The 19989-nt window shown below is 69.2% G+C and carries 21 protein-coding genes; 12 read left to right on the top strand and 9 right to left on the bottom strand.

Annotated features, from left to right (window positions below; genetic code table 11):
• The 7 genes from AOP72_RS04420 to AOP72_RS04390 all read left to right on the top strand — a co-directional run bounded on the left by AOP72_RS04420 (window position 1) and on the right by AOP72_RS04390 (window position 6049).
• The gene (locus tag AOP72_RS04420; protein WP_062136840.1) at window positions 1-1236 is read left to right on the top strand and encodes an MFS transporter; all 1236 of its coding nucleotides are present in this window, start codon (window positions 1-3) and stop codon (window positions 1234-1236) included.
• Window positions 1237-1333: 97 nt separating this feature from the next.
• Window positions 1334-2095 (top strand): fructosamine kinase family protein, encoded by a 762-nt coding sequence (locus AOP72_RS04415; RefSeq protein WP_062132930.1) that lies wholly within the window; start codon window positions 1334-1336, stop codon window positions 2093-2095.
• 194 nt (window positions 2096-2289) lie between these two features.
• Window positions 2290-3474: an LLM class flavin-dependent oxidoreductase gene (locus AOP72_RS04410; protein WP_062132927.1), complete on the top strand. Its 1185-nt coding sequence runs from the start codon at window positions 2290-2292 to the stop codon at window positions 3472-3474.
• Window positions 3475-3484: 10 nt separating this feature from the next.
• Window positions 3485-3949: a MarR family winged helix-turn-helix transcriptional regulator gene (locus AOP72_RS04405; RefSeq protein ID WP_062132924.1), complete on the top strand. Its 465-nt coding sequence runs from the start codon at window positions 3485-3487 to the stop codon at window positions 3947-3949.
• Window positions 3946-4650, top strand: coding sequence for a CE1759 family FMN reductase (locus AOP72_RS04400; protein ID WP_062132922.1), 705 nt, complete (start codon window positions 3946-3948; stop codon window positions 4648-4650). The genes AOP72_RS04405 and AOP72_RS04400 overlap by 4 nt, the downstream gene beginning before the upstream one ends.
• Window positions 4651-4714: 64 nt before the next feature.
• Window positions 4715-5005 carry a GNAT family N-acetyltransferase gene (locus AOP72_RS04395; protein WP_062132918.1) on the top strand — a complete coding sequence of 97 codons (291 nt, stop codon included), beginning with the start codon at window positions 4715-4717 and terminating at the stop codon, window positions 5003-5005.
• Window positions 5006-5014: 9 nt separating this feature from the next.
• A complete protein-coding gene (locus AOP72_RS04390; RefSeq protein WP_062132913.1) occupies window positions 5015-6049 on the top strand; it encodes a pirin family protein in 1035 nt (344 codons plus the stop codon).
• On the opposite strand, the gene AOP72_RS04385 is transcribed toward AOP72_RS04390, so the two are convergent.
• Entirely contained in the window at window positions 6015-6746 is a 732-nt protein-coding gene (locus AOP72_RS04385; protein WP_238581606.1) for an NADPH-dependent F420 reductase, read from the bottom strand. The two genes, AOP72_RS04390 and AOP72_RS04385, sit on opposite strands and share 35 nt — an antisense overlap.
• Before the next feature lie 57 nt (window positions 6747-6803).
• Here AOP72_RS04385 and AOP72_RS04380 point away from each other — a divergent pair, with 57 nt between their 5' ends.
• Entirely contained in the window at window positions 6804-7640 is an 837-nt protein-coding gene (locus AOP72_RS04380; protein ID WP_152650245.1) for an HAD-IIB family hydrolase, read from the top strand.
• A 79-nt stretch (window positions 7641-7719) separates the two neighbouring features.
• Complete coding sequence (locus AOP72_RS04375; protein ID WP_084631259.1) at window positions 7720-9240, top strand: DHA2 family efflux MFS transporter permease subunit; 1521 nt, start codon at window positions 7720-7722, stop codon at window positions 9238-9240.
• A gap of 40 nt (window positions 9241-9280) precedes the next feature.
• Here AOP72_RS04375 and AOP72_RS04370 read toward each other — a convergent pair whose 3' ends face one another.
• The 7 genes from AOP72_RS04370 to AOP72_RS04340 all read right to left on the bottom strand — a co-directional run bounded on the left by AOP72_RS04370 (window position 9281) and on the right by AOP72_RS04340 (window position 16743).
• Complete coding sequence (locus AOP72_RS04370) at window positions 9281-9763, bottom strand: NUDIX hydrolase (protein WP_062132905.1); 483 nt, start codon at window positions 9761-9763, stop codon at window positions 9281-9283.
• Between the two features lie 4 nt (window positions 9764-9767).
• On the bottom strand, window positions 9768-10529 hold the full coding sequence (locus tag AOP72_RS04365; RefSeq protein WP_062132903.1) for an SGNH/GDSL hydrolase family protein: 762 nt from the start codon (window positions 10527-10529) through the stop codon (window positions 9768-9770).
• Between the two features lie 9 nt (window positions 10530-10538).
• Complete coding sequence (locus AOP72_RS04360; protein ID WP_152650244.1) at window positions 10539-12512, bottom strand: glycoside hydrolase family 127 protein; 1974 nt, start codon at window positions 12510-12512, stop codon at window positions 10539-10541.
• Window positions 12513-12515: 3 nt separating this feature from the next.
• Entirely contained in the window at window positions 12516-13337 is an 822-nt protein-coding gene (locus AOP72_RS04355; RefSeq protein ID WP_062132900.1) for a carbohydrate ABC transporter permease, read from the bottom strand.
• Window positions 13337-14302, bottom strand: coding sequence for a carbohydrate ABC transporter permease (locus AOP72_RS04350; RefSeq protein WP_084631257.1), 966 nt, complete (start codon window positions 14300-14302; stop codon window positions 13337-13339). The genes AOP72_RS04355 and AOP72_RS04350 overlap by 1 nt, the downstream gene beginning before the upstream one ends.
• Before the next feature lie 74 nt (window positions 14303-14376).
• Entirely contained in the window at window positions 14377-15663 is a 1287-nt protein-coding gene (locus tag AOP72_RS04345; RefSeq protein ID WP_062132896.1) for a sugar ABC transporter substrate-binding protein, read from the bottom strand.
• Window positions 15664-15717: 54 nt separating this feature from the next.
• A complete protein-coding gene (locus AOP72_RS04340; protein ID WP_062132892.1) occupies window positions 15718-16743 on the bottom strand; it encodes a LacI family DNA-binding transcriptional regulator in 1026 nt (341 codons plus the stop codon).
• Window positions 16744-16897: 154 nt separating this feature from the next.
• Between AOP72_RS04340 and AOP72_RS04335 the strand changes: the two genes are divergently transcribed.
• From AOP72_RS04335 to AOP72_RS04325, 3 genes are all read left to right on the top strand, one after another.
• Window positions 16898-17380: a glutathione peroxidase gene (locus AOP72_RS04335; protein WP_062136834.1), complete on the top strand. Its 483-nt coding sequence runs from the start codon at window positions 16898-16900 to the stop codon at window positions 17378-17380.
• Window positions 17381-17452: 72 nt separating this feature from the next.
• Window positions 17453-18499 (top strand): LLM class flavin-dependent oxidoreductase, encoded by a 1047-nt coding sequence (locus AOP72_RS04330; RefSeq protein ID WP_062132889.1) that lies wholly within the window; start codon window positions 17453-17455, stop codon window positions 18497-18499.
• On the top strand, window positions 18496-19164 hold the full coding sequence (locus AOP72_RS04325; RefSeq protein WP_062132885.1) for an NADPH-dependent F420 reductase: 669 nt from the start codon (window positions 18496-18498) through the stop codon (window positions 19162-19164). Before AOP72_RS04330 ends, AOP72_RS04325 begins: the two co-directional genes overlap by 4 nt.
• A 27-nt stretch (window positions 19165-19191) precedes the next feature.
• On the opposite strand, the gene AOP72_RS04320 is transcribed toward AOP72_RS04325, so the two are convergent.
• The gene (locus tag AOP72_RS04320) at window positions 19192-19959 is read right to left on the bottom strand and encodes an SDR family oxidoreductase (RefSeq protein ID WP_062132884.1); all 768 of its coding nucleotides are present in this window, start codon (window positions 19957-19959) and stop codon (window positions 19192-19194) included.
• Between the last annotated feature and the right edge of the window lie 30 nt (window positions 19960-19989).

The following is a 19989-nucleotide window of genomic DNA, read 5'->3' as shown; positions in this document are numbered from 1 at the left end:
ATGTCGCGCGCCTCCGCCGTCATGGAACCCCAGCTGCGTCGGGCACGGCTGGGCGTGGCACTCGTCTTCATGACGAACGGCTTGCTGCTCGGAAACCTCGCCCCCCGCCTGCCGGACATCCGCGAGGGTCTCGACCTGTCGTACGGCGGCCTGGGCGTCGCGATGGCGATGTGGCCCGTGGGGTCGCTGGGACTCGGTCTCCTCGCGGGCGTCCTGATCCGCCGGTTCCGCTCGTCGCGCGTGGCCGTCGTCGCCATGATGGGCAGCGCACTCGCGATGCTCGGCGCGGCCACCACCTCCAGCGTGCTGGTCTTCGGCGCGGCACTGTTCATCGTGGGCGTCACGGACGCGTGGGTGGACGTCGCGCAGAACTCGCATGGGTTGCGCGTGCAGCGGTTGTACGGGCGGTCCATCAACAACGCCTTCCACGCGATGTGGTCGCTGGGCGCGGTGCTGGGAGGCCTGATGGGCGGAGCCGCCGCAGGACTCGAGATTCCGGTCGAGTGGCACTTCGTCGGGATGGCCGGTCTCGTCATCGCGATGAATGTGGCGAGCTACCCCCTGCTCCTCAAGGGCCCCGAGCCCCGCGAGGGCGTGGAGCACGGCGCCGATGAGGCCGGGCTCCCGCACAAGACCAGCATCCGTCACATGCCCGGACGGCTCCTGATGGTGCTGCTCGCGCTCAGCCTCATCGGCATCGCCGGGGGCTGGTTCGAGGACGCCGCGTCCACGTGGTCCGCGAGCTACCTGCGGGACGAACTGTCTGCGAGCGCGACCATCGCTGCGCTGGGATTCGTGTCGCTCCAGGGCTTCCAGTTCATCGGACGCATGACCGGCGACCGCATGATCGATCGGTTCGGCCAGCGCACCATCGCCAGGGTCGGCGGAGTGCTGATGGTCCTCGGCATGGGGCTCGCCCTCGCCTTCCCCTCGACCTGGGGCACGATCGCGGGCTTCGGCGCAGCGGGCCTCGGCATCGCGACGCTCATCCCGGGCGCCTTCCATGCCGCGGACGAGATGCCGGGGTTGAAGCCGGGCACGGGTCTGACCGTGGTGTCGTGGCTGCTGCGGCTCGCGTTCCTCGTGTCACCGCCGCTGGTGGGCCTGATCGCGGACGCGACGAGCCTCCGGGTGGGACTGCTGATCATGCCGGTGCTCGGCGTGCTCGTGATCCTCCTCGCCGGAGTCATGGCCCCGCGCAGGCACGCCCCCGCCCCCTCCCCCTCCCGCGTGTAGGAAGGCTCTGTCCCCACTTCGCCCTCAGGGTGCGCCGTGTAGGAACGTCAGGACTCATCTTGTGCCGTGCCAGCCTCCTGTAGGAGCGTGAGGACTCATGGACACCTTCGTCAAGGAACGCGCCGATGCCCCTCCCGGCTTCTTCGAGGCCGAGGCCGCGGGCCTGCGATGGCTCGCCGAGGCGGGCGGAGCTCGCATCGCACAGGTGAGGAGCGCATCGGCCGGACGCATCGAGCTCAAGCGCATCGAACCGGCCCGCCCCACCGCCGATGCGGCAACGAGCTTTGGCCGCGCGCTCGCTCACACTCACGCGGCAGGTGCGGAGACGTTCGGGGCACCGCCAGAGGGATGGGATGGCCCGCTGTACATCGGCCGTCGCGAGATGCCTCGCGTCACGGACGAGTCGTGGGGGCGGTTCTACGCCGAGGGCCGGGTGCTGCCGTTCCTCGAGCCGGCGCTCAGTGCCGGGCATGTGCGCGAGTCCGAGGCCGGCGTGGTCCGCGAGGCGTGCGAGCTGATCGCGGACGGGGCATTCAACGACGATGCTCCTCCGGCGCGCATCCACGGAGACCTGTGGTCGGGGAACGTGCTCTTCTCCCCAGCCGGCGTGGTGCTGATCGACCCCGCCGCTCACGGCGGCCATGCGGAGACCGACCTCGCGATGCTCGCGTTGTTCGGGGCGCCGCATCTCGAGGCGATCCTGGTGGGGTACCACGAGTCGTCACCGCTTCGCGAGGGTTGGCAGGCGCGAATCCCGTTGCACCAACTGCACCCGCTTGCTGTGCACGCTGCGGGCCACGGGCGCGCGTACGGAGTCGAATTGGCCGAGGCGGCGCGGGCGGTGCTGGCGCTCACGTAGGCCGATGAGTCCTGACGTTCCTCCACGAGGTCAACGGCCGGGATTGTGAGTCCCCACGTTCCTACGAGGCGAAGGTGGGCCGATGCGGGGGAGGGTGGGAATGAACCTCGCCGCCCTGCGTTATTACATGCATACGCATATAATCGATGCAGGCGCGATTCCCCACCCCTCGCGCAGGCAGCCAGGAGGCACTCATGCAGTTCGGCATCATGTCCGTCTCGGACATCACCCGCGACCCCGTCAGCGGCTACACGCCCTCGGAGGCGGAGCGCATCGACGGCATCACGAAGATCGCCGTCAAGGCCGAAGAGGTCGGCCTCGACGTCTTCGCCATCGGCGAGCACCACAACCCGCCGTTCTTCTCCTCCTCCCCCACGACGCTGCTCGCGCACATCGCCGCCCTGACAGAGCGCCTGATCGTCACGACGTCGACGACGCTGATCACCACCAATGACCCGGTACGCATCGCCGAGGAGTACGCGATGCTCCAGCACCTCAGCAAGGGCCGCATGGACCTGATGCTCGGCCGCGGCAACACTGCGCCGGTGTACCCGTGGTTCGGTCAGGACATCCGTCAGGGCCTTCCGCTGGCACTCGAGAACTACAACCTGCTGCACCGGTTGTGGCGCGAGGACGTCGTGGACTGGGAGGGGAACTTCCGCTCCCCGCTCCAGGGATTCACGTCCACCCCACGGCCTCTCGACGACGTCCCGCCGTCCGTGTGGCACGGCTCGATCCGCACCCCCGAGATCGCCGAGCAGGCCGCGTACTACGGCAACGGCTACTTCGCGAACAACATCTTCTGGCCCAAGGACCACTACAAGCGGCTCATCGACTTCTACCGCCGCCGCTTCGAGGCCCATGGCCACGGCAGCCAGGCCCAGGCGATCGTCGGACTGGGAGGCCAGGCCTTCATCGGCAAGAACTCGCAGGACGCGCACGACCAGTTCCGGCCGTACTTCAACGAGGCCCCGGTGTACGGCAATGGTCCGCGCATGGAGGACTTCGAGGAGATGACGCCGCTGAGCGTCGGCTCCCCGCAGGAGGTCATCGACAAGACGCTCACGTTCCGCGACGCGTTCGGCGACTACCAGCGCCAGCTCTTCCTCGTCGACCACGCGGGCCTGCCGCTGGGCATGGTGCTCGACCAGCTCGAGCTGCTGGGCGGCGAGGTCGTACCGGTGCTCCGCAAGGAGCTTGCCGCAAAGCGTGCGCCCGAGGCGGCCGATGCCCCCACCCACGCGAGCCTCGTCAAGGCCAAGTACGGCGACGCCGAGCCGCGCCAGCCACGCCCGAACGCCAACCGCGGCGACAACGTGACCGGCGGCTCGCCGTACCAGGACTCCGACGCGGCAGTCGCGTCGTACCCCACGTCGTAGGGAGCGCCCGATGACCGTCATCGACTCACGCACCCTGCCCCGCTCTCGTACCGTGCTCGCGAACCAGGCCTGGGAGGCGGCGCTCACCGCACACGCGGTGCTCATGCGCCGTTTCGCCGCCGAGGACGTGTGGCACGGGCTGTCGATGCGCGAGTACGACGTGCTGTACACACTGTCCAAGTGCGATGCTCCCCAACGCATCAGCGACCTCGGCCGCCACGTGCTGCTGAGCCAGCCGGGACTCTCGCGACTCGTGGAGCGCCTCGTCGAACGCGATCTGCTCACCCGATGTGCCGATCCCGGCGATGCCCGTGCCTCCCACATCTCGCTCACCACTGCGGGACGAGCGATCCAGCGCAAGATCGGTCTCGCCCACGGTGAGGCCGTCGCGCACTCGCTGACCGCGGCGCTCTCCGACGAGGAGCTCCACGCGCTCGAGAACCTATCCACCAAGCTCGCCCAGGAGGCACCGTGACCGACCAGACCTACCGACTCGTCGTCGTGAGCGCGGGAGTCTCCGACCCGTCCTCGACCAGGCTGCTCGCTGATCGCGCCGTCCAGCGCACCGTCGCGACCCTCGAGGCGCGGGGGCACCAGGCAAGCGTGACCTTCCTCGACCTGCGCGAGCTCCTGCCGGAGCTGCCACAGGCGCTGTCGTCACAGCTGCTGGGCCCCAAGTTCACGCACGCCGTGGAGGCACTGGCAGCTGCGGACGGCGTCATCGCCGCCGCACCCGTGTACAAGGCGGGCGCCTCCGGGCTGTTCACGAGCTTCTTCCAGGTGCTCGACAACGACCTGCTCATCGGCAAGCCGGTGATCCTGGCCGCCACGGCGGGCACCGCGCGCCACGCTCTCGTCGTGGACCACGAGATGCGTGCGTTGTTCGCCTACCTGCGCGCACTGCCGGTCCCGACCGGGCTGTTCGCCTCGACGGAGGACTGGACAGACAAGGCGCTCAGCACTCGGATCGACCGCGCCGCGACGGAGCTCGCGATCCTCGTCGAGTCCGGCTTCGCCAGAGCCGTCCGCGACGATTCGTGGGGTCGCTACCAGCACAGCTTCGGATCCGCAGGCGGCACCGAACTCGGCATCGACCTCGACTCCGACCTGATGCGCCTGGCCACCGGTGGCACGCTTCGGGACGGCGAGGACCCGTTCGACCTGAGCAAGGGCTGACGGAAGACACGCGCCGCCGCGCGTGTTGACGCCCTCGACCACCACACGAGACACCAGGAGACCCATGACTGACACGACCGTCACCCGTAACGAGAGCGAGTCCCGCTACGACGTGCACGTCGACGGCGAGCTCGCAGGCTTCGCCCAGTACGAGATCGACGGAGACCGCGCGGCCTTCACCCACACCGAGGTGTTCGAGGCCTACCAAGGCGACGGCGTGGCCGGCACGCTGGCCGGCGAGGCACTCGCGGACACCGCGTCGCGCGGCCTCACCATCGTTCCCGTGTGTCCGTACATCGCGAAGTACCTGGACCGCCACGAGGTCGAGGGCGCGACGGTCGCGCCACCGCAGTAGGCCGGACCCATGACGCGCACCGACGTTCACGACGACGTCTGCGACGAGCCGGACTCCGGCACTGCGCCGCCGGCCTTCGATCCTGGCCGCCGAGCCGAGGTGCTGCCGTCGCGCGACGTGCCGCTGGGCGGTCTGCGCGGCATGACGGTGAGCCGGTCGCTGCCCCAGCGTGAGGTGCCGACCATCGGTGCGTGGTGCTTCCTGGACCGGTTCGGCCCCCAACGCACCACCATGCGCGTCGAGCCCCACCCTCACATCGGCCTGCAGACCGTGACGTGGCCGCTCACCGGCGAGATCCGTCACCGCGACTCGATCGGGTCGGACGTGGTGCTGCGCCCCGGAGCCCTCAACCTCATGACCAGCGGTCACGGCATCTCGCATTCGGAGTACTCACTGACCGAGGAGCCGATCGACCTCGATGCGCTTCAGCTGTGGGTGGCGTTGCCCGAGCACGTCCGTCACGGCGACCACGGCTTCGAGTCGCACTCGGACCTCCCCGAGGTCGTGCTCGAGGCGCCCCAGAGCACGGCTTCCCGTCACGGGGCCGATGCGGTCGCGGTCGTCGTCATGGGCACGTTCGCGGGTGCGACGTCCCCGGCGACCACCCATACCCCGATCGTCGGCGCAGAGTTGAGCATCCCTGCGGGCGCGACCGTTCGGCTCCCGCTCGACTCGGCCTGGGAGCACGGGCTCGCTCTCATCGACGGAGACATGGCGGTCCGGGGCGATGACGGCGCCGCTCTTCCGGACATCACCGCAGGCGACATCCTCTACCTGGGCAACCGGCGGCCCGAGGTGACGGTCAGCACGACCGGCGGCGCCCGCGTCTTCCTCCTCGGAGGGGAACCATTCCCGGACGATCTGGTGATGTGGTGGAACTTCGTGGGGCGCAGTCACGACGAGGTCGCGGAGGCTCGTCGTGCGTGGGAAGCGCGCGAGCCTCGTTTCGGCCACGTGGTGGGACACGGCCAGACGCGCGTTCCCGCCCCTCCCATGCCAGAAGTGCGTCTCACCCCGCGCCGTCGGCGCCCCGTTCCGGACTGAGCCCGCGCGCCCGCGCCACCACCCGTCCGCGCTGCGAGTCCCAGAAGCGCTCCAGCATGTCGCGCGCTTCGGCCACGTCAGCATCGGCCCCGAACAGCTCGGTGCCCGGCTCGAACCGGACTCCCTCGGCAAGGGTCCCCGCCGGCAGCGGGTCGAAGCCCAAGGCGTCGACCAGGGCGCCCACTGCGGCGACGTCGCGCTCGTCGTCACCCGCGATCGCCATGGCGAGTCGCTCCGGGTCGCCTGCGGCACGCGCGAGCTCCTCCAGTGCGTACGCACTCACATGACCGAAGGCCTTCACCACCCGAGCGTCCGCGAGGTGCGCCTGCACCGTCTCCGACGTGGATGTCGTGGGATCCTCGAACTCGGGCCGCGCGCCGTCGAGTTCCCACCAGTAGTTCATCGCATCGACGACGAGAGCGCCGGCCAGCGCCTCGGGCGGGAGCTGGCGATGACGGCCCAGCGGGATCGCGATCACCACGATGTCGGCGCGCGCGACGTCCTCGACCGAGACGGCCGATGCGCCGGGCGCGGCCGCCTCGACGTCGGCCCGGAGCTGTTCTGGCGGTCGCGACGCGGCGACTCTCACGTCGAGTCCCGCGCGGCGCGCCAGCACGGCGATCGCTCGACCGATGCGTCCCGCACCGATGATGCCGAGCGTCAGGGCGGGGGGCACCACAGTGTCGGGGGAGGTCACCTTCGTACCCTAGGTGATCCGCGACGGGCGCTCCGCAGCGCTCGATAGAGTGGCCAGGTGCCCTCCTCTCCCCTGCCCTCGCCCCGCATGGTCTTCCTCGACATCGACGGCACGTACGCCTCGCACGGGTCGGTGCCTGATGCTCATGTCGAGGCCGTGCGACAGGTGCGGGAGAACGGGCACCGCGTGCTGCTGTGCACGGGGCGTGCCCGATGCGCGGTGTCGTCGCGCCTGCTCGACGCAGGCTTCGACGGCGTGGTCGCGAGCGCCGGAGCCTACGCGGAGATCGACGGACTCGTCCTCCGCGACGAGGTGTTTCCGGCCGCGCTCGCTCGCCGCACCATCGACGCGCTCGCGACCTACAATGCCGTGAGCCTCGTCGAGTCGACGGCGGCGCTCTACGCCCTGTCCGACGCCCACGAGGCCATCGAGGAGCGCTCGCACCGGCACGGCGCTGCGGCCCAGGCCGCACTGTGGGAGGACCTGCGCGCGGCCCGAATCGTGGTCGACACCCTGCACGGGCTCAGCTTCGCGAAGGTGGTGACGCTGTCCGCCGACACCGACCTGTCGGTGATCGCTGCGGCGATCGGCCCCGAGGTCGCGGCGGTCGAGACCTCGCTGCGGGACCTCGGGCGCGGCGCCGGCGAACTGTATCTGACGCACGTCTCCAAGGCAGTGGGCATCGCGGCTGTGGTCGAGCACCTGGGCCTCACGCCGGCGGACGTCATCGGCGTGGGCGACGGCCCGAACGACATCGAGATGCTCGAGTACGCCGGCACCGCCGTGGGAATTGCCGGAGGCCACCCGGACGTTCTCGCCATCGCTGACGTGGTGGCCGAAGGCCCCGAGAGCGCCGGCCTTGCTGCGGCGTTCGCAGACCTGGGCCTCGTCTGACGTCAGTACCCAGTGCCACACTGGGTGGCAGTCGGCGTTCTGTCGCGCCGCCCCTCCTACGAGCAAGAACGGTCCCCGCATGCCTGACGCCCCCTCCTCCCCTGCCATGACGAGCGCGCCCCAGTCGGTGTCGCGCCGCGACGAGCTGGTGCTTCGCGTGTTGATCGTCTCGGCCTTCACGGTGATTCTCAACGAGACCGTCATGGGCGTGGCGATCCCCCACCTCATGGAGGATCTGGGTGTCACCGCCATCGCCGCGCAATGGCTGACCACCGCGTTCCTGCTCACCATGGCGGTGGTCATCCCCATCACCGGCTTTTTGCTGCAGCGCTACCCCACGCGACCGCTCTACATCGGAGCGATGACGCTGTTCCTGGTGGGCACCACACTGGCGGCGCTCGCGCCGGGCTTCGAGGTGCTCCTCGTGGCCCGAGTGATCCAGGCCGGCGGCACGGCCGTCATGCTCCCCCTGCTCATGACCACTGTCATCAGCCTGGTGCCCGAGCGTGAACGCGGCCGCCGCATGGGCACCATCGGCGTGGTGATCTCCGTCGCGCCTGCGCTCGGACCCACCATCTCCGGTCTGATCCTGTCCGTGCTGCCGTGGCGGTTCCTGTTCGTGTTCGTGCTCCCCGTCGTGGTCACCGTGCTGGCATTCGGCATCCTGCGCATGCGGAGCACGAATGAGCCGACCCCCTCTCGCATCGACGTCCTGTCCGTCGCGCTCTCGGCCCTGGGCTTCGGCTCGCTGGTGTTCGGCCTCAGCCGCATCGGCGAGTCCGCCGAGGGCGACCTCGGCACCGCGCTGAGCGCCATCGGCGTGGGCGTGGGCGTGCTCGCGCTGTTCACCTGGCGACAGATCGCGCTGCAGCGCCGCGAAGCCCCGCTGCTGGACCTGAGAGTCTTCAAGGTCCGCACCTTCTCGGTCGCCACCGCGATGTTCGTGGTCGCGATGATCGCGATGTTCGGCACGATCATCCTGCTGCCGCTGTTCATGCAGAACGTGCTGGGTCTGAGCGTCCTCGCCAGCGGGCTCCTGCTGCTCCCGGGAGGCCTCGCGATGGGACTCCTGGCGCCGCCCATCGGCCGTGCCTACGACCGCATCGGCCCGCGCGCGCTGCTGGTGCCGGGAACGGTGCTGGTGGCCGTCGCGCTGTGGGCGATGTCGCTGGTGCTGGGCGTCTCGACCCCGTGGTGGGCGCTGCTGGCCTGCCACGTCACGCTGAGCATGGGTCTCGCGCTCATCTTCACCCCGCTGTTCTCCGCGAGCCTGGGATCCCTCCCGCGGCGCCTGTACTCGCACGGCTCCGCGACGGTGTCCACCCTGCAGCAGGTCGCTGCGGCGGCCGGAACCGCGCTGTTCGTGTCGACGATGACCGCGGTGGCACTGACCCAGACCGATGCGGGAGTCGACGCCGTCGGGGCCGAGGCTGCCGGCATTCGCGCCGCGTTCATGGTCGGCGCGATCCTCGCGACCCTCGGTGTGGGCCTCGCGCTGCTCATCCGTCGACCCGAGTCGGTGGAGGGGACTCCGCCCGCGCCAGGCGAGCCGACGACCGCGGCCCACGTCGACTACGAGGCATCCGCCCCACTCCCGTGACACGGGTGGGGCCGCCGGGCGGTCAGCGCGCGGCGGCAGATCAGCGGAGGAACGCTGCGCGTTCGGACCCGTCGGTCGCCGCTGCGACGCGCGCGAGCATGTCCTCGGACATCGGCGGGAGGTCGTCGAGTGCGAACCATGCGGCGGCGGTGTTCTCGCCGTCTGCGGGATGCGGTTCGCCACTCACGTAGCGGAACCGAAAGGTGTGGTCCAGGTACTGCGCCTGGTCCCCGTTCGGGTAGCGCATCGGCGGCAGGGTGTGCACGCGCACGAGCGCCACCGGCTCGGCGACCACGTCGGCCTCCTCATGGACCTCCCGCACTCCCGCGACTGCGGGCTCCTCACCAGGGTCGACGATGCCGGTGACGGGCGTCCACGCGCCGTTGTCAGCACGCCTCACCAGCAGCACTTCGCGCGTGCCCGCGGGCCCGTCGCGCAGCACCACCGCCGTCACCCCAGGGAGCCACAGAAGCGCGTGGCCCACCTTCTCGCGCAGGTCGAGGACGAAGTCAGGCGTCGCCATCGCGTCACTCAGCAACGGGGTCGACGAGCGACCAATGAGGGTGCTTGGGCTCGCGGCCATCGCCGGACGAGCGGCGCGCGACGCGGCGCGCGAGCCACGGGAGCACGTAGGTGGCGTAGTAGCGCGCCTCTGCGACGGGACCTCCCGGCGGGTCCTCCGTCGCACCTGCTTCCGGCAGCTCCGTCGCAACGCCCAGCGCTGTCAGCACTCGCGCCGCGACCCTGCTGTGTCCCAGGGAGTTGAGGTGCAGCCGGTCAGGAGCCCAATACGGAGAGCGCCGCAGTTCGGCGTCGGACCAGTTGTCGACGAAGGTCACGTCCGGTCGCTCCGCTGAGAACGCGCGGGTCGCCTCGAGGAACTCGTTGCCGCGGCTGCGGATCAGAGAGCCACGCGGAAGACGCTCGGTGGGGTCGCCGCCGCTGAGCACCACGAGGGCAACGCCCTCCTCCGCGCATCGGTCAGCCACCCGCGCGGCGTACTCCATGACGCGCTCCACCCCGAAGCCGGGCCGCATCATGTCGTTGCCGCCGCCGTTGAAGGTCATCAGCGTCGGCCGCGGGTCGAGCGCGAGCGCGTCCTCGAGCTGCTGATCCACGATCGGCGCGATGAGCCGACCGCGAATCGCCAGGTTGGCGTAGTGCACGGGCTCCTCGCTCGCCTGCGCGAGGCCTGCGGCCACGAGGTCCGCCCACCCCCGCACGGAGCCGCCGTCGAGCTGGTCGCCCACTCCCTCGGTGAAGCTGTCTCCGATCGCTGCAAAACGCATACCGTGAGCCTATCCGGCGTCGGGTGCTCCCAGAGGAGTCGACACCGTCGGCAGGAACACTCGCATCGCACTGGGCTGACGAGAAGCCCACCGATGGTAGGGAATCAGGGGCACGAGGCGGTGCTCGCCTCCCTGCGCGGACGGGGCGAGGGATGCACTGAATGGCACCCGACCCTCGGGCACGGCTGGCTCGTCGAGGACCAGTGCTCGCACGACGGCGCCGTCCGCGTACGAGTCCGGTGCGGTGCCCGTGTCGACGAGCAGACGCTCCAGTCGGTCATCGCCGGGAACGTCCACGCCCTCGACGCACAGCACCAGCGGACCGCGCTCGACCGCCACCGTGCCCCGCATCGCGTCCACGCGGGGATCCGGCCAGCTGAAGCGCGGCTGAAGTGGAAGGTCGAGCGTGATGCGGTCCCCACGGACGAAGGTGCGACGCACGTCCCACCAGCCTGGCCCGACGGTGTGGCGCGCCTCGCCAGGACCGGCCCCGGCGGCATCGGCCGCCCACTGCGGAATGCGCAGCCTCACGGTCACGGCACTGGCGGGCGCCTCGGTGACCGTGACACGGATCGCGCCATCGTGTGGGTACGCCGTGTCGACGCGCAGCCCGAGCGTCGCGCCCGTCACCTCGATCGAGATATCGCCGGCGCCGTAGAGCAGCAGCGAGACCACATCACCCTTGACCGCGGACGCATACGTCTCGAGAGAGGCGAGGGTCCTGGCGACATTGGTGGGACAGCATGACACGTCGAACCACGGTGCCCGGACGCCGCCCTCGGCGCGCATGTTGACGTGTTCGCTGACCGCGTCTTCCGGCGCCTCCCGCTGTTGCAGCGGGTTCGCATAGAAGAACGCCCGCCCATCCGGCGCCTGCGCGGTGGCGACGACGTTGTACAGCGTGCGCTCGATCAGGTCGATGTGTCGCGCTTGCCCGGTCGCGAGGTACAGCCGCCAGGCGAACATGACGGAGGCGACGCCGGCGCACGTCTCGCAGTAGGCGCGATCCGGCGGCAGCTCCCAGTCATCGCCGAAGCCCTCATCCTGGTGGCGGGATCCCATGCCTCCGGTGATGTACGTCCTGCGCTCGACCGTGCGCACCCACTGACGCTGAAGCGTGTCCAGCAGCTCCGCGTCCTCGGTCTCGACCGCGACATCCGCGGCGCCTGCCGACAGATACAGCGCACGCACCGCGTGCCCACGGAGCGCTGCGGCCTCCCGGACAGGCACATCATCCTGGAAGTAGTCGGCGGCGAGCAGCGGGCGCACGGGCAGCGTGCCGTACCCACGCCTCGCCACGAACAGTCGTGCCTGCTCGACGTATCGGGCCTCTCCCGTCGCACGACCCAGCTCAGCGAGCGCGACCTCGATCTCGGGATGCCCGCACAGCGTCTCCCTGGCCCCGTCAGCGAACTCACGGCAGATGTGGTCAGCGGCACGGAGAACGACCTCCGTCAGCGCATCGTCGCCGGCGGTGCGCAATCGTGCCACGCCTGCCTGGAGGAGGTGGCCCATGTTGTACAGCTCATGGCCCATCGACATGTCGGTGTATCGCTCGGGAAGGCCCGGGTGCCCGAACGCCGTGCAGAGGTAGCCGTCCTCGTCCTGTGCCGCTGCAATTCGCGCCACGAGCGACTCGTAGCGGTGTTCGAGGAGCGGGTCGGGACGGCGCGCGAGCTCCCAGACGATGCCCTCGACGAGCTTGTAGATCTCCGAGTCCGAGAACTGCCATCCGGGGCGGTCCGTCGTGGTCTCTCCGCGTGCGACTCGATCGAAGTTCTCGAGCCAACCGAGCCGGTCCATCCACGCGATGCAGTGGTCGAAGGTCGCCTGGGCGTTGATGCGGATGCGCGATCCCCAGAAGCTGCCGGCATCCCACCGGACCTCGCCCACCCGCGCTCCACGGCGCGGACCCTTCGATGGGACGACGGGAGAGCCGCCCCGGGAGATCGGCTTCCGGCGAGTGTCGTGCGTCGTCGTCACGGGTCAGTCCTTCACTGCGCCGGCGGTCACGCCCGCAGCGACATAGCGCTGGGCGAAGACGAGCAGGACGGCGGCTGGAATCGAGGCCACGACCGCGGTCGCCATGATGGCGTTCCACTGGGTCGTGTTGTTGCCGATGTAGTTGTAGATGCTGAGCGTCACGGGGATGAAGTCCGAGTTCCGCGCCAGGGTCGAGGCGAACACGAAATCCGACCACGCCCACAGGAACGCGAACAGCGATGCGGTGAGGATGGCGTTGCGGCTCAGTGGCACCACGATGGACCGAAAGGTGCGCCAGGCGCCAGCCCCGTCCATGCGCGAGGCCTGCAGCAGTTCACGCGGAATTCCGCGCATGAAGGCGGTGAACAGCAAGACGGCAAACGGCACCGCGATGGTGGAATCCGCGACGATCAGACCCCAGACCGAGTTGAGAAGACCCAGCCTCACGTAGATCGCATAGAAGCCCATCGCCATCACGACGGCGGGAATCATCTGCGCCACCAGCAGCAGGAAGTTCAGAGTCCGACCGCCGCGGATGTCGAGCATCGCCATCGCGTATCCCGCGGGGGCGGCGATCACCACCGTCAGCACGACGCAGCCGAGGCCGATCAGCAGGCTCGTGACGAGCGCCGGGAGCTGCTGATCGAAGACCGCCTGGTAGCCCTCGAACGTCGGATCGACGGGGAACATCTGCGGGGGGTCGTTGCGCAGGTCGTTGCGCGGCGTCAGCGAGACGTTGAACATCCAATACACGGGGAAGAGCATGATCGCGGTGAACACCAGACCGAGCCCTGCGTGCCACCAGCGTCGAGTGGACGTCCTCATCACTGCTCGACCTTCCTCTGGAGGTTCACATACGCGAGGCCGAAGACGAGCGCGATGACGATCAGGATGTTTCCGATCGCCGCGGCCGGCGAGAAGTCGGGCTGACCGGTGCCGAAGGCCTCGCGGTATGACCAGACGGCCAGCGTCAACGAACTGTTCGCAGGACCGCCCTTGCTCATGATCCAGACCACATCCACGACCTTCAGCGTGTAGACGAGGCCAAGCAGGATGGTGATCGCGGACACGGGCCGCAGCAACGGGAACGTGACGCGCCAGAACACCATGAATGGCCCTGCGCCATCGAGTGCCGCCGCCTCGTAGACCTCCTCGGGGATGTTCTGCAGGCCGGAGTACAGGATGACGAGGTTGAACGGGATCCCGAGCCAGATGTTGGCGATGATCACGGACAGCAGCGACGTCTCGGGCGAGGTGAGCCAGTTGACGGGATCGATACCGACCACGCCCAGGAACGAGTTGAGCACCCCGGCGTCGGAGTTCATCATCCACGCCCACGTGGATGAGGAGACGATCAAAGGCAGGAGCCACGGGATGAGGAACATCGCTCGGAGGACACCCGACAGCGGGAAGCGGCGCTTGAAGAAGACCGCGAGGGCCAGCCCGATCGAGTACTGGAACACGAGCGACACGAACACGAACAGGAAGGTGTTCCACAGCGCCTGGGGGAACAGCGGACTGGACACCACGTTCGCGAAGTTCTCGAGGCCGACGAACTCCGCGTTCCCTTGCACGAATGCGCGAATGTTGTAGTCGTGCACAGAAAGGTCGATGCTGCGGATCAGTGGGTAGGCGTAGAACGCGATCAGGTAGACGATCAGCGGCGCAGCGAACGCGACAGCGACCCATGGTGACCCGTGAATGCGGCGCCTGCGGCGGTCGACGTGAGACCGCGACTCGCCAGGCGGCCGTTCCGGACGGCGCTCGTGCATAGTGGTGGCGGTAGTCATGAGTGTTCCTCGGCTCCGTGGTGTGGGGCGGATCCGAGGGATCCGCCCCACACCACGATCATGGGACGCTGACGTCAGCGGCCGGTGGTGGAGAGCGCCGTGTCCTGAGCGGCGTCAAGGGCCTCCTGCGGAGACATCGCACCCGACATCGCGGCCTGGACCGCGGTCCACAGCTGCTCGGAGATCAGCGGGTAGTCCGTGCCCAGGTTGTCGCTGGTGCGGCCCTTGGCGGCGCGCACCGCATCGACCCACACCTCGAGCTCGGGGTGAGCCTCGATGAACTGCTCCTGGCCCTCCGGCGTCGGCGGGATGTAGTAGGCGAAGGTCTCCGCCGTCTCGACAAATCCCTCAGGAGTCGTCATGCACTCGATGATCTGGCGAGTGGTGTCGTATCGCGCCTCGTCATCCTGCACGGGCGCCATGATGAACTCGCCGCCTGTCGGCGCGGGCGCCGCTCCGCCGTCCTTCGCCGGGAGCGTGATGTAGCTCGCCTCGAAGGGGGCCTCCGCGGCACTGTTGACCTGCCAGGTGCCGTTCTCGACGAACCCGGTCTGACCGTCGAGGAACTCTTCCCACGCGGTGTTCTGCGAGTTCTGGATCGCGGACTGCGGCGCCCAGTCGTTCTCGAGCCATTCGACCCACAGCTCCACGGCCTCGACGGCCTCGGGCGAGTTCAGTTCGAGCAGGTCGGCTCCGGAGCCCCAGAACCAGGGCAGGAACTGGAAGGACCCCTCTTCCGTTCCGATGCCGGCGAAGGTGATGCCGCGGTATCCCGCATCGGAGATCGAGCCAAGGGCGGCGTTCAGGCTGTCCCAGTCGGTCACAGACGCCGGGTCGACTCCCGCATCCTCGAGGATCTCGGCGTTGTAGTACAGCGCCAGGGTGTTGGCGCCGATGGGGATGCCGTAGGCCGTGTCATCGACCACGCCGGCAGCGAGCAGGTTGTCGTCGATGCTGCTGGTGTCGAAGCCCAGCTCGTCCATGCTGATGATGGCTCCCGTGTCGGCGAGCGTCGAGACGGCAGGGTTGTCCAGCAGCACCACATCCGGCGACGTGCCCTCCTGCGCGGAGAGCAGCAGCTGGTTGGTCAACGCGGTCGTGTCGTACGGCGTTCGGTCGATCGTCACGCCGGCTTCGTCTCCGCATGCCTGCACGCGCCCGTCCCAGTCTGATCCGTCTTCGTGCTGGGGATACGGGTCCCACCACGTGAAGGTGCCACCGACGCTGTCGCCGTTTCCTCCACCACCGGACGTTCCCGAGGTCTCGGGGTCCGAGGCGTCCGATGAACACCCGGCAAGGACGCCGAGGGCGAGCGCGGCACTGGCGAACGCCGTGACCGCTTGTGTCTTCTTCGCATACATCAGTGTTCCTCCTTGAACAGTCCCGCCACGAGGACGAGATGGGCTGTATGCCCCTTACAGGGCCTTCCGGGGTGGTGCAGTCGATCCGCGGTCATCGATCGCGGGGGGAATGAGCTCGAGCACGTGAGGGAGGGCGGTCGTGGCGCCACCTTCGATGCGGGCCACGAGCTGGCGCACCGCACGCCGACCGAGTTCGTCGGCAGCGGAGTCGATCGCGGTGAAGGGCAGCGAGAACGTGCGCGCGAAGTCGGTGGAGTAGCGGCCGATCACCGAGATGTCATGAGGAGCGTGGAGGCCACGAGCGGAGAGCACCGACGGCAGTGCGGCTGCCGCTCCCTCGTTGTTGAGGAGCAGGCCGGTCGCCGTCGGGTGTGCGTCCAGGTATCCGTGCAGATCGGTCCCGATCTGCGGTTGCGACGACGCCCCGAAGTAGTGGTGCAGCACGACCCCGCGCTCTTCCGCCCGCGCCCGCGCCGCGTTCGCGAGCCGCCAGACGTATGCCCCGCCACGCACCACGACATCCTCGGGCTGCGACACCAGGACCATCTCGCGATGGCCGAGATCGACGAGGGAGTCGACCATCAGGCGTCCGCTCGCCACGAAGTCGAGGTCGAAGACGTCGAACCCGCTGGTGTCGGCTGGAAGCCCCACCATCGCTCCCGGCTGAGGAGCGGCGCTGAGGATCGGCAGGCGGTCGTCGTGCTCCGCCACGTTGAGCAGCACGAACCCGTCGACCATCCGCGACGAGGACAGCCGTTGGAGGGCGTGGACCCCGTCCTCCTCGGAGACGAGCAGCGTGTCGTAGCCCAGCGCCCGCGCCTCATTGGTGACGCCCAGCACGTACTGGAGCATGGCGGGGGCGAACTCGTCGTCGAGGAACCTCGAGAGCAGCCCGAGCACCTTCGTCTCGGAGGTCGCGAGGGCTCGCGCTCCGGCGTTCGGCGTGTAGCCCAACTCCTCGACGGCGGCGAGAACCCGCTGCCTCACCGGCGTCGAGATACTGCGCTTTCCGGTCAGCGCGTACGACGCGGTGGACCTCGACACACCCGCGGCCTTCGCCACATCGCCAATCGTGACCACAGCGTCACTCCTTCGTTCGCATCATTGTCGAACCGGTTCGATTCGTACCGGTTCGACAGTAGCCGGAGCGCGGATCGAGACGCAACCCGCGAGCGGAGGGCTTTACCGAATCGTGATGCTCGTCCCGCGTCGCGGCGAGTGGCACGATGGCCCTATGCCCTCACTGACTGACTTCACCGCCACCGCTCTCACCGGCGACGAGCGCAGCCTCTCCGAGTTCGCGGGGCAGGTCGCCCTCGTCGTCAACACCGCGTCGAAGTGCGGCTTCGCCCCGCAGTTCGAGGGACTCGAGGCGCTGCAGCAACAGTTCAAGGACCAGGGCTTCACCGTCCTCGGGTTCCCCAGCAATCAGTTCAAGCAGGAATTGGCGGACGCCGACGAGATCGGCGACTACTGCCAGAAGAACTACGGCGTGACCTTCCCGATGTTCGCGACCATCGACGTCAATGGCAGGCATGCCCACCCCGTGTATCAGTGGCTGCGCTCCGAGGCGGGCGGAACGCTCAGCTCTGCGATCAAGTGGAACTTCACGAAGTTCCTGGTGGGACGCGACGGCCACGTGATCAAGCGCTATGGGTCGAACACCGAGCCCGCCGCGATCGCCGCCGACATCGAGGACGCCCTCGCCACCGACTGACCGGGAATGAATGAGCGCACCGGTACGCTCTTAGTTGAAGCATCAACTGATCAACGCGAGGAGCAGCAGTCCATGACGCAAGTCCAGTTCGGCATCGAGACCTTCGGCGACATCCCGCTGGCAGATGACGGCGCCCTGATGACGCACGCCGCCGCCATTCGCCAGGTCGTCGACGAGGCCGCACTCGCGGACCAGATCGGCATCGATGCCGTCGCTCTCGGAGAGCACCACCGCCACGACTTCGCGATCTCCTCCCCCGAGATGGTGCTCGGCGCGATCGCGTCCCGTACGTCCCGCGTGAGCCTCGGCTCCGCGGTGACGGTGCTGAGCTCGGATGACCCCGTCAGGGTCTTCCAGCGCTTCGCCACGCTCGACGCGGTCTCCTCTGGTCGGGCCGAAGTGATCCTCGGTCGCGGCTCGTTCACCGAGTCCTTCCCACTCTTCGGCTTCGACATGGCCGACTACGAAGTGCTCTTCGAGGAGAAGATCGAGATCTTCTCCCGACTCCTGACCGAGAAGCCGGTCAGCTGGGAGGGCACCACTCGCCCGGCGCTCCACGAGGCGGACGTCTACCCCAAGACCGAATCAGGTTCGCTGACCACGTGGGTGGGTGTGGGCGGCTCTCCGCAGTCCGTGATCCGGGCCTCCAAGTATGGATTCCGCCTGATGCTCGCGATCATCGGCGGCCAGCCCGAGCGCTTCGCCCCGTACGTCGACCTCTACCGCCGCGCCAGCGAGCAGCTCGGCACCACGGCACACCCGGTGGGCATGCACAGCCATGGGTTCATCGCCGCCACCGACGACGAGGCTCGCGAGGCGTACTACCCGGGCTACAAGGCGATGATGGACCGCATCGGGGCTGAGCGCGGCTGGCCTCCCATGGCGCGTTCCTCGTACGACGCGGAGATCACGAGCGGTTCGCTCTACGTGGGTTCCCCCGACACGGTGGCGCGCAAGATCGCCGCCTCGATCAGCGGCCTCGACGTGGGCCGGTTCGACCTGGTGTACACCGGCGGCGGCGCGATGCCTGCCAGCCAGCGCATGCGGGCCGTCGAGTTGTACGGCACCGAGGTCATCCCGCGCGTGCGGGAGCTCCTCGCCGACGGAGCACCGTCATGACCGCGACCGGATTGGGCACCGTGGGAATCCTCGGCGCCGGCAAGCTGGGGACCGTCCTCGCGCGCCAGGCCGTCGAGGCCGGCTACCGCGTGCTCGTCGCCGGCTCGGGAGATCCCTCGCGCATCTCGCTCACCCTCGAGGTCCTCTCCCCCGGCGCGGAGGCCACGACGGCCGATGCGGTCGCGCGGGAATCCGACCTCGTCGTCCTGGCACTTCCGCTGGGCAAGTACCCGACGCTCGACGCCGAGTCGCTCCGCGACACCGTCGTGGTCGACGCCATGAACTACTGGTGGGAGGTCGACGGCGCGCGGGAGGACCTCGCCTCACCCGCCACGTCGACCAGCGAGATCGTCGCGCAGCACCTCGAGGGCGCTCGGCTCGTGAAGGGCTTCAATCACATGGGTTACCACGACCTCGACGAGGGGGCTCTCCACGCCGGGGCGCCCGGACGCCGTGCGATCGCGATCGCGGGGGACGACGTCGGAGCGGTCGAGGCCGCGCGCACCCTGGTCGACGCCGTGGGCTTCGACCCCGTCGTGATCGGCGGCCTCGCCGCCGGCAGGAGGCTCGAGCCAGGCACTCCGGCATTCGGGGCCAACGTCGCGGCCGACGCACTCGTCGCCCTCGTCGGTCAGGCGACTGCGGACGCGTCCACGGCGCGCTGAGAGTCCCCGCTCGCGTTCCGGGCCGCCTTACGCGACAGGTCCGCTGGCCGCCGCCCTCAGCCGTTCCACGTCCTCGCGAACACGATCGGGCTCACGCGAGAGCGGCGGACCCGCCGGGTCAAGAGCGGCATCGAGCGAACCCGCGGCGTCCTTGGCGAGCGACCCGAACGCCGCCCGCCAGTCGGTCGCCACGTCTCCCGGGGCAGAGAACAGCTCGAAGGTCACCCCCGCGGCCTCCTCGTAGAGAAGGGCGTGGGCGATCGCCTCAGCGATGTGCCGTCGAGAGACTCCCCTGCGGCTGTCGACGGGCGTCCGATCTCCCTGCTCGAGCGTCGCCGAGTGGAAGCCGGACGGCTGCGCGTCGAACCAGCCGGGGCGAATGATGGTGGCCGGCACACCGCTGGACCGCAGCACCCGCTCGCCACGTGCCTTCCAGCGCATGATCTCGCGCCACGCACCCGTCTCGTGAGTCACCGCCATCGACGTCATCAGCACCACCCGCGGGCGGGCGCCGGCCAGTGCCTCCAGCACCGCCGGCACGGCCCCGTAGTCGACGTCCTCGGGCCGGCGATCCGAGCCGTGCACCATCACGATGCCGTCGGACCCGCGCACGGCCCGAGCGAGCCCAGCATGGTCGGTGACGTCGGCACGGATGGTCTCGACACCAGGCAGGAGCGCCCGGGCGCGCTCGGGGTCGCGCACCGCGGCGACCGGCTCGAGGCCGTGCGCGGCGAGCGCGGGCACGACCTCGCGACCGATGGACCCCGTCGCCCCGATCACGACCACCCGCGTCATGCCAGCCATCCTTCCGCAGCCTCCGCCTCC

Source organism: Demequina aestuarii (genome assembly GCF_000975095.1).
In the GTDB taxonomy this organism is placed as follows: domain Bacteria; phylum Actinomycetota; class Actinomycetes; order Actinomycetales; family Demequinaceae; genus Demequina; species Demequina aestuarii.
The sequence above is the reverse complement of the archived record's forward strand: the minus strand, read 5'-3'. Positions and strand labels throughout refer to the sequence as shown.